Annotated in this window: 12 protein-coding genes; 6 read left to right on the forward strand and 6 right to left on the reverse strand. The window is 60.3% G+C overall.

Features of this window, described 5'->3' with window-relative positions; all coding sequences use genetic code 11:
• Positions 1–166: 166 nt before the first annotated feature.
• Positions 167–1,231, reverse strand: coding sequence for a 23S rRNA (cytidine(2498)-2'-O)-methyltransferase RlmM (gene rlmM, locus ACF8E5_RS11300; protein WP_197844318.1), 1,065 nt, complete (start codon positions 1,229–1,231; stop codon positions 167–169).
• Positions 1,232–1,457: 226 nt separating this feature from the next.
• Between rlmM and acnA the strand changes: the two genes are divergently transcribed.
• Positions 1,458–4,199 carry an aconitate hydratase AcnA gene (gene acnA, locus ACF8E5_RS11305; RefSeq protein ID WP_392475289.1) on the forward strand — a complete coding sequence of 914 codons (2,742 nt, stop codon included), beginning with the start codon at positions 1,458–1,460 and terminating at the stop codon, positions 4,197–4,199.
• Positions 4,200–4,434: 235 nt separating this feature from the next.
• Positions 4,435–6,000 carry a PAS domain-containing methyl-accepting chemotaxis protein gene (locus tag ACF8E5_RS11310; RefSeq protein WP_058604537.1) on the forward strand — a complete coding sequence of 522 codons (1,566 nt, stop codon included), beginning with the start codon at positions 4,435–4,437 and terminating at the stop codon, positions 5,998–6,000.
• Between the two features lie 50 nt (positions 6,001–6,050).
• On the opposite strand, the gene ACF8E5_RS11315 is transcribed toward ACF8E5_RS11310, so the two are convergent.
• The 5 genes from ACF8E5_RS11315 to ACF8E5_RS11335 all read right to left on the reverse strand — a co-directional run bounded on the left by ACF8E5_RS11315 (position 6,051) and on the right by ACF8E5_RS11335 (position 9,429).
• Entirely contained in the window at positions 6,051–6,932 is an 882-nt protein-coding gene (locus ACF8E5_RS11315) for a pseudouridine synthase (RefSeq protein ID WP_392475290.1), read from the reverse strand.
• A gap of 52 nt (positions 6,933–6,984) precedes the next feature.
• Positions 6,985–7,293, reverse strand: a complete 309-nt coding sequence (locus ACF8E5_RS11320; RefSeq protein ID WP_058604535.1) for a hypothetical protein — start codon at positions 7,291–7,293, stop codon at positions 6,985–6,987.
• Between the two features lie 65 nt (positions 7,294–7,358).
• Positions 7,359–7,790, reverse strand: a complete 432-nt coding sequence (locus ACF8E5_RS11325) for a D-Ala-D-Ala carboxypeptidase family metallohydrolase (RefSeq protein ID WP_196186676.1) — start codon at positions 7,788–7,790, stop codon at positions 7,359–7,361.
• Between the two features lie 109 nt (positions 7,791–7,899).
• Positions 7,900–8,148, reverse strand: coding sequence for a glutaredoxin family protein (locus tag ACF8E5_RS11330; protein ID WP_078478258.1), 249 nt, complete (start codon positions 8,146–8,148; stop codon positions 7,900–7,902).
• A gap of 72 nt (positions 8,149–8,220) precedes the next feature.
• Entirely contained in the window at positions 8,221–9,429 is a 1,209-nt protein-coding gene (locus tag ACF8E5_RS11335; protein ID WP_392475291.1) for an ammonium transporter, read from the reverse strand.
• Positions 9,430–9,736: 307 nt separating this feature from the next.
• On the opposite strand from ACF8E5_RS11335, the gene ACF8E5_RS11340 reads away from it, so the two are divergent.
• The 4 genes from ACF8E5_RS11340 to ACF8E5_RS11355 all read left to right on the forward strand — a co-directional run bounded on the left by ACF8E5_RS11340 (position 9,737) and on the right by ACF8E5_RS11355 (position 12,187).
• The gene (locus ACF8E5_RS11340) at positions 9,737–10,051 is read left to right on the forward strand and encodes a YqjD family protein (RefSeq protein ID WP_078478256.1); all 315 of its coding nucleotides are present in this window, start codon (positions 9,737–9,739) and stop codon (positions 10,049–10,051) included.
• A 9-nt stretch (positions 10,052–10,060) separates the two neighbouring features.
• Positions 10,061–10,435, forward strand: coding sequence for a phage holin family protein (locus ACF8E5_RS11345; RefSeq protein ID WP_144966533.1), 375 nt, complete (start codon positions 10,061–10,063; stop codon positions 10,433–10,435).
• Positions 10,432–10,764: a hypothetical protein gene (locus tag ACF8E5_RS11350; protein ID WP_027916551.1), complete on the forward strand. Its 333-nt coding sequence runs from the start codon at positions 10,432–10,434 to the stop codon at positions 10,762–10,764. The genes ACF8E5_RS11345 and ACF8E5_RS11350 overlap by 4 nt, the downstream gene beginning before the upstream one ends.
• A 91-nt stretch (positions 10,765–10,855) precedes the next feature.
• Entirely contained in the window at positions 10,856–12,187 is a 1,332-nt protein-coding gene (locus ACF8E5_RS11355; protein ID WP_196126920.1) for a deoxyguanosinetriphosphate triphosphohydrolase, read from the forward strand.
• Positions 12,188–12,409 lie beyond the last annotated feature (222 nt).

Genomic DNA, 12,409 nt, shown 5'->3' on the forward strand with positions numbered 1-12,409 from the left:
CTGTGCTACCGCGCGCTTAGAAGCAAAAGCCAAAGCAACGGCAACGGCAACGGCAACGGCAACGGCAACGGCAACGGCAACGGATCGATTTGGCCTGATTTCGAGCATCGCGGCCGATTCAGCGCAAAGCAGTACAGGCCACGCCTGGCTCGGCCTCGTTAGACCCTCACCGCCCCTTCAAATCAACCCGCCGCAAATGACACGTCACCTCTTCACGATCGTGATACAGCTGCTTGCACGCAATCAGCACCCTCACCTTCCGGGCCTTGAATGTCGCCTCCATGCGATCGAGCAACCGCCGTACCTCAGCATACCGCTGCTTCATCGGCAGCTTCAGGTTCACCACCGCCTCGCGGCACAACCCCTCCCCCAACCACGTCTCGATCAAGGCCGTGGTGCGCGCCGGTTTCTCGACGATGTCGCACACCATCCAATCCACCGGGTGCCTGGGCTGCCAGGTAAAGCCATCGGCCATCAAATGCTGGACAAGCCCCGTGTCCATCAAGCTCTCGGCCATCGGACCATTGTCGATGGCCGTCACCAACATGCCCCGCCGTACCAGCTGATACGTCCACCCACCCGGTGAGGCCCCCAGGTCGACACCGGTCATGTCATCGCCCAGCCGCTGCTCCCACTGCTCGCGTGGGATGAACTGATGCCAGGCCTCCTCCAGCTTCAAGGTCGAGCGACTGGGCGCTTCACGGGGGAATTTCAAGCGGGGAATGCCCATCGGCCATAAGGCACTGTTGTCAGCAAAAGCCTGCCCGACGAACACCCGGCGGCCACTGATGAACGTCAACAGCAGTCGTGGGCGATTCGGGTCATCCATCAGGCGACCGGCCTTTTCCAACGCCTTGCGCAATGGTGCTTCGAACTTGCGGCAGAACGTCGACAGTTCCTTGCCCTCGTTGCTGTCGAGCACCTCCAGCCACAGGCTGCCGAACACCGGCTGGTCGGCAAGGTACGCCAACAACACGCTGATACGATCGCTCTCGGGCAACTCGATGAACGCGCCACGCGCCCACTGCCTTGGGAAAATCAGCTGGTTGAACCGCACTGCCTGCATCAAGCGCTCGGCACCGCCTTGCTCGCTGCAGACGAACTCGGCGCTGGCGCTGCCAGGCTTGCCTTTGGCATAGCCGGCAATCCCCAGGCGGGCGGCATGTTCACTGATTTCGGCGCACACCTCACCCTCGAAGCCGGGCCGGCAATGCATGAACAGGGTTTCCATCTCTCACTCCACGACGGCTGGCGCGACACAGGCGCCGGCAGGGCGGCGATGATAAAGGAAGATCGGAACCTGGGACATGCCCCGCTGGTCCAGAAAAGGGTCAGGTCAGGCAAACAGGACTAACCTGACCATTCAGTCGGACCCGTGCCGTGCGGGCCTGTACACAGCGGTGCCACCGGCAGCCCTTAGAGACGTTGCCGGGGCACCGGCTCAGAAGGAGTTGGCAATGCCCTCGCTCGATAGCCTGAATACCCTCACGTCGCTCGATGTCGGTGACAAGACCTATCACTACTTCAGCCTTCCGAAAGCTGCTCGGCAGCTCGGGGACCTGCAGCAATTGCCCATGTCGCTCAAGGTGCTGCTGGAGAACCTGCTGCGCTGGGAGGACGGCAAGACCGTTACCGGCGAAGACCTGCAGGCACTGGCCCAGTGGCTCGTTGAAAAGCGCTCGGACCGCGAAATCCAGTACCGCCCTGCGCGTGTACTGATGCAAGACTTCACCGGCGTGCCAGCCGTGGTGGACCTCGCCGCCATGCGCGCGGCCATGGCCAAGGCTGGCGGCGATCCCCAGCGCATCAACCCGCTCTCGCCTGTGGACCTGGTGATCGACCACTCCGTGATGGTCGATCGATATGGGACACCGCAGGCCTTTGGCGAGAACGTCGACATTGAGATGCAACGCAACGGCGAGCGCTATGCGTTCCTGCGTTGGGGCCAGAGTGCCTTCGATAACTTCCGTGTGGTACCGCCTGGCACTGGCATCTGCCACCAGGTGAACCTCGAATACCTGGGGCGTACCGTGTGGACCCGCGAAGCCGACGGCCGCACCTATGCCTTCCCGGACACGCTGGTCGGCACCGACTCCCACACCACCATGATCAACGGGCTGGGCGTGCTGGGCTGGGGCGTGGGGGGCATCGAAGCGGAGGCCGCCATGCTTGGCCAGCCTGTGTCGATGCTGATCCCACAGGTCATCGGCTTCAAGCTCACGGGCAAGCTGCGCGAAGGCATCACAGCCACCGATCTTGTGCTGACGGTCACCCAGATGCTGCGCAAGAAAGGCGTGGTAGGTAAGTTCGTGGAGTTCTATGGCGACGGTCTGGCCGAACTGCCCTTGGCTGACCGCGCCACCATTGCCAACATGGCTCCGGAGTACGGCGCAACCTGTGGCTTCTTCCCCGTCGATCAAGTGACGCTGGATTACCTGCGCCTGTCGGGTCGACCTGAAGCAACCGTGCAACTGGTCGAGGCCTACTGCAAGGCTCAGGGGTTGTGGCGCCTGCCTGGGCAGGAGCCCATCTTCAGCGACACGCTGGCGCTGGACATGAATGAGGTTGAGTCCAGCCTGGCCGGCCCCAAACGTCCGCAAGACCGGGTTGCCCTAGCCCAGGTCAAGCAGGCGTTCGAACAGTTCGTCGAGCTGCAACCCAAACCTGCCGCCAAGGAAGTCGGCAGGCTTGAGAGCGAGGGCGGGGGTGGCGTTGCCGTGGGCAATGCCGATCAGGCGGGCGAAGCCGACTACAGTCACCAAGGCCAGACCCACACCCTGCGCGACGGCGCCGTGGTCATTGCGGCTATCACCTCCTGCACCAACACCTCCAACCCCAGTGTGATGATGGCGGCCGGCCTTGTGGCCAAGAAAGCCCTCGAGAAAGGTTTGCAGCGCAAGCCATGGGTGAAAAGCTCGCTGGCACCGGGGTCCAAGGTGGTCACCGAATACTTCGAGGCGGCGGGTCTCACGCCCTACCTCGACGAGCTCGGGTTTGATCTCGTCGGTTATGGCTGCACCACCTGTATCGGCAACTCAGGCCCCTTGGACGAGCCTATCGAAAACGCCATCAGCAGCGCCGACCTGACCGTCGCCTCGGTGTTGTCCGGCAACCGTAACTTCGAAGGACGCGTGCATCCACTGGTCAAGACCAACTGGCTCGCCTCACCGCCTCTGGTCGTGGCTTATGCACTGGCTGGTAGCGTGAAAGTCGACCTGACCCAGGATCCATTGGGCACCGACAAGCACGGGCAGCCGGTCTATCTGAAGGACATATGGCCTAGCCAGCAAGAAGTCGCCGAGGCTGTGGCCAAGGTAAGCACGGCCATGTTCCACAAGGAATATGCCGAAGTGTTCGCGGGCGACGAGCAGTGGCAGGCTATCGAAGTGCCAGAGGCTGCCACGTATGTATGGCAAGAAGACTCGACCTATATTCAGCACCCCCCTTTCTTCGAAGGTATCGAAGGACCGGCGCCTCGGATCACCGATATCCACAACGCCCGCATCCTGGCGTTGCTGGGCGACTCGGTCACAACGGACCATATCTCTCCGGCCGGCAATATCAAGGCCGATAGCCCTGCGGGTCGCTATCTGCGCGAGAAGGGTGTGGAGCCTCGTGATTTCAATTCCTACGGGTCACGGCGCGGCAACCATGAAGTCATGATGCGCGGTACGTTCGCCAATATTCGCATCCGCAACGAGATGCTTGCAGGCGAAGAAGGCGGCAATACCGTGCATGTGCCAAGCGGCGAGAAACTCTCGATCTACGACGCCGCCATGCGCTACCAGCAGCAAGGCACGCCCCTGGTGGTGATCGCCGGCCAGGAATACGGCACAGGCTCCAGCCGCGACTGGGCTGCCAAGGGCACGAATTTACTTGGCGTGAAGGCAGTGCTGGCCGAAAGCTTCGAGCGTATTCACCGCTCCAATCTGGTTGGCATGGGCGTGCTGCCGTTGCAGTTCAAGGCAGGCCAGGACCGTAAACAACTCGGCCTGACGGGTAGAGAGCAGATCGATATCACTGGCCTGGAGGGGGCTGCCATTGTGCCGGGCATGAGCCTGGCACTGACCATCCTCCGCGAAGACGGCACGAAGGAGCAGATCGACGTGCTCTGCCGGATCGACACCCTCAATGAAGTGGAGTACTTCAAGGCGGGTGGAATCCTGCACTACGTGCTGCGTCAGTTGATCGCCGCGTAGGCCGCGCGCGGGTGCCAGTCTGTGCGCAGGCTGGCACCCTCCTTCTTCCAATCTGCCCTTGCTAGCCTCCCCTCCACCAAAGTACCTATGAAAATCGCAGTGGGAACCGACCGCGAAATGCCAGTAGCCCACCCGTATCTGCCATGCACTGCCATGGGTCAATTCCTGGAAATATTCCCTCAATAAAGCGCGCACCGTGCCGATACCAGTCCAAAGCCCTGCGGACATCCTAGCCATGCGCAACAACCAGCCCATTACCCAGAGAGAACGGACTTTCCCTGCCAAGCAGCGGTTGATTTCCACCACCAATGCCAAAGGCGTGATCACTTACTGCAACGATGCCTTCATCGAAATCAGTGGCTTCACCCGCGATGAATTGATGGGCGCAGCGCACAACCTGGTGCGTCATCCTGATGTGCCGCCTGCCGTGTTTGCTCACATGTGGCAGACCCTCAAGCAGGGGCTGCCCTGGATGGGCATCGTCAAAAACCGTTGCAAGTCGGGTGACCACTACTGGGTCAATGCGTACGTCACACCGATTTTCGACAACAATCAGGTCGTCGGCTTCGAGTCGGTGCGCGTCAAGCCCACTGCTGAGCAAATTCGCCGGGCCGAGGCCCTGTACCAGCGTATCAACCAAGGCAAGCCTGCTGTGCCGCGCCGTGATCGTTGGTTACCCGTGTTGCAGGACTGGTTGCCATTCATCCTGATCAGCCAGATAGGCTTCCTCATCGGCAACTGGCTCGGACACTCATGGGGTTTTGCCTTGGCGGCAGCGTTGTCGGTCCCCCTGGGCCTGCTCGGCCTGACCTGGCAACAACGTGGGCTCAAGCGCTTGTTGCGCCTGGCCGAACAGACCACGTCCGATCCACTGATTGCGCAGATGTATACCGACAGCCGTGGCGTGCAGGCGCGCCTGGAAATGGCCATGCTCAGCCAGGATGCTCGGATGAAGACCTGCCTGACACGGTTGCAGGACAGCGCCGAGCACCTGAGCGATCAGGCGCGGCAGTCAGACGAGCTGGCGCATATGAGTTCATCAGGCCTAGAGCGCCAGCGTGTGGAAACCGAACAGGTCGCTGCCGCAGTGAACCAGATGGCCGCCACCACCCAGGAGGTGGCCAACCATGTACAACGCACCGCCGATGCGACCCAGCAGGCCAATCGCTTGACAGGCCAGGGCCGTCAAATTGCCGGTGAAACCCGGGCAGCCATCGAACGCTTGTCAGCCGCAGTTGGAGAAACTGGGCAGACCGTGACGCAATTGGCCAAGGACAGCGACGAGATCGGCGGTGTGGTCGATGTCATCAAGGGCATTGCCGACCAGACCAACTTGCTGGCGTTGAACGCCGCCATCGAAGCGGCACGGGCAGGCGAAATGGGCCGGGGCTTCGCCGTGGTTGCCGACGAAGTGCGGCAGCTGGCCCAGCGCACGGCTGAATCGACCGGGCAGATTCACGGCCTGATCGCCAAGCTCCAGCAAACTGCCAGCAACGCCGTGACGACCATGGAAAGTGGGCACCGCCAGGCCCAGGAAGGTGTTGATCGGGTCATGCAGGCTGACGAGGCGCTAGTGGGCATCAGTGAAGCCGTGGCGAACATCACCGACATGGCCACGCAAATTGCCGCTGCGACCGAGGAACAGACTGCGGTGGCCGACGAGATCAGCCGTAACATCAGCACCATTGCCGACCTGGCCGACCAAACTGCCGAGCAGGCACAGCACTCGGCAGTGCTGAGTGAGGCCCTCAACAGCACGGCCGGTAGCCAATATTCACTGGTGGAGCGCTTTAACCGCTAGATCGGATAACTCGCGAGGGTCGGCATCGTCGACCCTTTGCATGACCAACGTTACCAGTCAAGCCGCAGACGGGTTTCGAAACGACGGGCCTGCCCGGTCAACGGATCATCGAAACTCAGGCTTTGCGCCAGCAACTTCAGCGGCCGTTGATAGTCATCCTCTACATCAAGCAATGCTGGGTAGAACGGGTCGTTGCTGATGCCTGCTCCTAAAGCAGCCATGTGCACCCGCAGCTGATGCGTCTTGCCCGTGACAGGCGAGAGCTCATACCGCCACTGCTCCTCGTTCTTTTCCAATACGCGGGCGTGCGTCTCACTGTTGGCCGGCCCTTGCACCTCATGCATGCGAAAGAACGGCTCCCCGTGTTCTAGGCGGCTGCGGTGCACCAGTGGGAAGGTATGCTGCCCAAGCGCTGCGGCAATGGCCTGATAGCGTTTTTCGATCCGCCGCTCTGGAAACAAGCGCTGGTAAGTGCTGCGTGACTCAGGGTTGGCCGAGAACAGCACCAGCCCCGCCGTGTGCCGATCGATGCGGTGCAGGGGCACCAGGTGCGGATTGTCCAGCCGATGGATGAGACGGCGCAGCAAGGTCTGCTCCACGTACGCACCCCCTGGGGTGACCGGCAGAAAATGGGGTTTGTCAGCTACCACCAGGTGTTCGTCCACATGCAATATCGCTTCCTGCACGGGAATCACTCGCTCGTTCGGCACTTCGCGAAAATAGTGCAGACGCAGACCGCGCTTGTAGGGATGACCGGCCGAAATAGCCTGGCCGTCTGCGCCCAGCACCCGTCCCCGAGCAAAACGGTCCACCCACTGGCTACGGTCAATGGCCTTGAAGTGATCGCACAAGCAATCGAGCACCGTAGCCCATGGACCAGGAGGCAGACATACCGTGCTGGCTTGCAGTCGGGCGGGGTCGAATGGCGTCATCGTCGGGCTCGGAACCTGGCTTGGCGGCGTATTATCCTTCAAGCCCCGCCGATCAGCCAGCCTGGGCCAGCGACTCGCTGCGCGCCTTGAGCCAGCGCAGCACCTGGACGGGCTCCCAGCGGCTGGGGTCGTACAGCGCATACACCAGCCCTTCATAACCCACCACATCCAGCCCACGGTGGTAGCCAGCCCGCTGGAACAGCGCCTCGACCTCGGCAAAGCAGGTGTTGAAATGCACCTTGCCGAAAGGCGTACGGTCGTCGGTGACCAGGCCTTCAAGCCGCAGCTCCAGGACAGCGTCGGCCACCCTGTCGATGGGCATCCGATTGACGCTGTACTTCAATTGCTCGACGTTGAGCATGGGCTCACCCTGATACTGTATTTATGTACAGCATACGAACATCCTTCCGTTGCCGTCAATCCGTCTCATACCAGACCCGCGAGGTAACCGCCTCCCTTGCGCAGGGTGAGCACCTGTCGGCGTGGAATGCCAGGGGTTACAGACAGGTGCACCCAGCGGTCGTATTCCAGTATGAGCTGATCGAACGCGATCGGGCTTGTGCTGATGCGGTGCACCGTGTCCCTGGGAGAACGCTCGACGACCGTGAAGTCAGCGGCGAGCCCCTGCATGTGCTGGCTGTTGGAGGCGCCGCCGAGCAACCGGTTAACTTGCTCGCTGCGGTATCCACTGCTGATGATGATCGGCGCGTTCCAGAGGGCACGCACCTGTTCAAGGGTTTCGCACAGCAGACGAAGATTGTCGATGACCGGCTGGGAAGGCGTGTTATCAACACTGTTCCGGGCCGCGACCTGGGAGACGGTCATTTCGTTGAGGGTGAAATGTGGGGTGAGCAACATGACGTTCAGATCCGATAACAGAAGGCGGAGTCGACACTCAGGCTGCGCCCAGTGCCTGAATCGGATCATCGTATTGATGTTTCTGCAGTGGAGCAGGGTCAAATCTCCACTAGGGGTTTGGGTGCCTCAAAAAGGCCGCTACTTGTTCGGCATCGAAAGGCCAAAGCAATTCCGCCGCATTGTCGCGACGTCTCAGCACGGGGATTGCAAGGCCATAATGCTCGAACAGCGCATCGCTTTCGGCAATGTCGACCAGTTCGACGAGCAATCCATGATCGACAAAAGGCATCAGTATGGCCTCAGCCACCTCGCACAAATGACAACCCAAGGTGCCGAACAGCTGGCATTCAGGCAACATGGCACATATCCTCACTCAGTTGCACAGGCCGTTATTCTATGCCGCCCTACTGACGTCTGCATCTTTTGAGTATCAGTCCTGGCTCGTAGCGCCTATCCGGTGCAAGGACAAATCTGCCCCCTCAAACTCTTGTTCGTGACTGAGCCGCAAGCCAAGTACCTTGCGGATCACGCCATAGACGGCCAGGCCACCCAGCAGCGCCATGGCTGCACCGGCCAGGCTTCCCAGCAGTTGGCTGTAAACGCTGACCCCACCCAGCCCCCCCATCCAGACCTGCCCAAAAATACCGCAGGCGACTCCGCCCCATACCCCACACAACCCATGTAGGGGCCACACACCCAGAACATCATCGATCTTCCAACGGTTCTGCGCGGCGGTGAATGCCCACACGAACAGAACTCCGGCCACCAGGCCCGTAGCCAGCGCGCCCACGGGATGCATGATGTCGGAGCTTGCGCAAATGGCGACCAGCCCTGCCAGCGGGCCGTTGTGCAGGAACCCTGGGTCGTTGCGACCCACCAGCAGCGCGGCCAGCGTGCCGCCAACCATGGCCATTAATGAATTTATAGCGACCAGGCCGCTGACGCCCTGCAAGGTTTGCGCACTCATCACATTGAAGCCGAACCAGCCGATGATCAGTATCCAAGAGCCCAAGGCCAGAAACGGGATGCTCGAGGGCGCGAACGCGACCAATCGCCCTTCACGGTAGCGCCCGCGTCTGGGGCCCAGTAGCACAACCGCAGCCAGCGCCAGCCAGCCGCCCATGGCATGTACCACCACCGAGCCAGCAAAATCATGGAACGGCGCACCGACATGCACCTGTAACCACGCTTGGACGCCAAAGTTGCCATTCCACACTATCCCCTCGAAAAAGGGATACACCAGTGCCACGATCAATGCCGTGGCGCACAGTTGGGGTGCAAAGCGCGCTCGCTCCGCAATCCCGCCAGAGATGATCGCCGGTATGGCAGCTGCGAACGTCAGGAGGAAAAAGCACTTGACCAAGGCGTAGCCATTATCGGCCGCCAGGGTTGCGGCAGGCTGGAAAAACGCAACCCCGTAGGCCACCCAATAGCCGACGAAGAAATAGGCGATCGCCGACACGGCGAAATCGCTCAAAATCTTGGACAGGGCGTTGACCTGATTTTTGTAGCGTACGGTGCCAACCTCAAGAAACGCGAAGCCGGCATGCATGGCGAGCACCAGAATGGCGCCTACCAGGATGAACAACGTATTTGAACCGTTTACCTGAGACTGAATCGCGCTTGAAGTCATATCCATGAAGCAGCAGCACCTGTCGGCGGCACCAACAATGCTCAATCGACCCCCTTCCTGCACCGCTTCGGTGCCTGGCAAGGCGGTTATGGGCACTTGCCACGAATGGACGGGAGCCCAATCTGGCAGTCTGGGCAATTTGGGTTAATGTTTAGGCGTGGCGGGTGGCACGCGCCCCGAAGCAGCGCAGCGCGTTGAGAGGGCGCCCTGCAACGATGCATAAACCAAGCAAAGCCTGTACCAGTGTGCTGACTTGAACCTTCCAGTAGCCACGTCACTCGAAGTACCAACATCAACCGACAGGGAGAGACACATGGCCAGCAATTCGGCAAAGCATGCACAAGATGTACTGATGGCTGACTTCCAGGCACTGGTCCGCGACACGGAGAAGCTGCTGGCCGATACCGCCAACCTGGCAGGTGACCAGGCGCAAGTGCTGCGCGAACAGATGCACGAGCGCCTGGCGCAAGCACGCGAGGCGCTGGAAGTCACCCAGGAATCATTGCGCGAACGCAGCCAGGAGGCACTGGGCAGCGCCGAGCAGTATGTCCAGGAAAAACCCTGGCATGCCATTGGTATCGCCGCCGGCGTTGGCCTGTTAATCGGCCTGCTGGCGAACCGTCGTTAAGGGGTTTTCATGGACAATGACGCCATCGGCACCGGTGCCACCGGCAAGCGGCTCGGTGCAGCTGTTCTTGGGCTGCTGCACAGCCATATAGAACTGTTCGGCATCGAACTGCAGGAGCAGAAAGGACGAACCCTGCGCCTGTTGCTGTTCGCAGGCCTGGCGCTGGTTTTTGCGCTGCTGCTGTTGACAGCGCTTTCCGGCTTGGTGCTTGTTCTGCTCTGGGACAGTTATCGCCTGGCCGGCATAATTGGTCTGTGCGTGTTCTATGGACTGGCAGCGCTGTACTGTGGCCTGCGCCTGAAAAGCGCGGTGTTCGACGAGTCCTCGCCCTTCCACTCCACGCTTGAGGAACTGGCCAAAGATCGGGAGCGCCTTCTGCCATGAACCTGCCTGACTTGCCCAATACACGTAATCCGCGTGAACTGCGCAAAGCGCTGCTGCGCCTGCGCATGGAAATGCACCGCCAGGAAATCCGCCATGAAACCGGCCAATTGCTCGAACCTGTGCGGCGCATACGCGGCATGGGAAGCTCGCTCCATGCCGGGCTTGGCATCAAGCATGCACCCTTGTGGGGCATAGGGGCGGTAGTGGCCATGGGCTTTTTGACAGGCAAGGGCGTTCGAAGTGGTGGTCTTCCCCGCCTTGTCCGCCTAGGTGCCAGCCTGATTCCCTTGGTCAAGCTCTTCATGCAGAGCAACCGTCGTCGCCGGTGATCCCCACCTCACGCCGCGTCAGTGGTTGTTCGCGGACAAGAACCACTGACACGGCGTATGCTTCGCTGCAACCCCTTCTGGAGACTGCGCCTTGGATTGGCATACCCTGCTCACCCGCGAACGCCTGGGCAAAGCTCAGTACAGTGCTGAAGAATTGGGACGCAGCCCGTTTCACAAAGACCATGACCGCATCATTTTCTCCGGCGCATTTCGTCGCCTGGGGCGCAAGACGCAAGTTCATCCTGTCACCAGCAACGATCACATTCACACGCGCCTGACCCATTCGCTGGAGGTGAGTTGCGTAGGCCGGTCCCTTGGCATGCGCGTTGGGGAAACGCTACGTACAAGCCTGCCCGACTGGTGTGATCCGAGTGACTTGGGCATGGTGGTGCAGTCGGCCTGCCTTGCCCATGACATCGGCAACCCCCCCTTCGGACACTCCGGTGAAGATGCCATCCGTCATTGGTTTCAGCAGGCCGCCAATCGTGGTTGGCTGGACGACATGCGCGATGATGAACGTGCCGACTTCCTCAATTTCGAAGGCAATGCCCAAGGCTTTCGGGTACTGACGCAGCTGGAGTACCACCAGTTCGATGGGGGCACCCGCTTGACCTATGCCACCCTCGGAACCTATCTCAAGTACCCCTGGAGCGCGCGTCATGCCGATGCCCTGGGCTACAAAAAACATAAGTTCGGGAGTTACCAGAGCGAATTGCCGCTGTTGGAACAGATTGCAGGTCGCCTGGGCCTGCCCCAAGTAGACGATCAGCGCTGGGCACGGCATCCCCTGGTGTATTTGATGGAGGCTGCCGATGACATCTGCTATGGCCTGATCGACCTGGAAGATGGCCTGGAAATGGAGCTTCTGCAGTACGCTGAAGTTGAAGCGCTGTTACTCGATCTGGTAGGCAGCGACCTGCCGGAAACCTACAGGCAGCTAGGTCCAAGTGACTCGAGGCGCCGCAAGTTGGCGATCCTGCGCGGCAAGGCTATCGAACACCTGACCAATGCGGCGGCGCAGGCCTTCGTGGAACAGCAGGATGCACTGCTCGCCGGCCATTTGACCGGTGATCTTGTCGAGCACATGCACGGCCCCGCTAAACGTTGCGTACTGCACGCCAAGGCGATGGCGCGAAACAAGATTTTTCAGGACAAGCGCAAGACGCTTCACGAAATCGGTGCCTACACCACGCTGGAAATCCTGTTGAACACCTTCTGTGGCGCCGCACTGGAGCAACATGGGGGGCGCACTCCCTCGTTCAAGAGCCGTAGGGTATTGGACCTGCTAGGCAACAATGCCCCCGACCCCCATGGTTCGCTTTATCAGGCTTTCCTGCGCATGATCGATTTCATAGCCGGTATGACCGACAGCTACGCCAGCGAAATGGCACGGGAGATGACAGGGCGTTCCGGCTCTGCATGAAGATGCGCAGAAAATCTGTCGGCCTGCGCTTTCAAACGGGTGAATCAGGAAAGACTTACATCCAATTCAACCAACCTTGGATGCCAAGTTCAAACCATAAACATCAGCTAACAAACAAGGTTTGACTTTGCTTGTTGATGCAACCGTACGTAAGTAGTTTTTGTTAAATTTGTAGGCCATTTCCTATATACGGTTATTGAGCCGCCCCCGCATTACTTGCCG

This window comes from Pseudomonas sp. WSY_20 (assembly GCF_043104335.1).
GTDB lineage: Bacteria > Pseudomonadota > Gammaproteobacteria > Pseudomonadales > Pseudomonadaceae > Aquipseudomonas > Aquipseudomonas parafulva_B.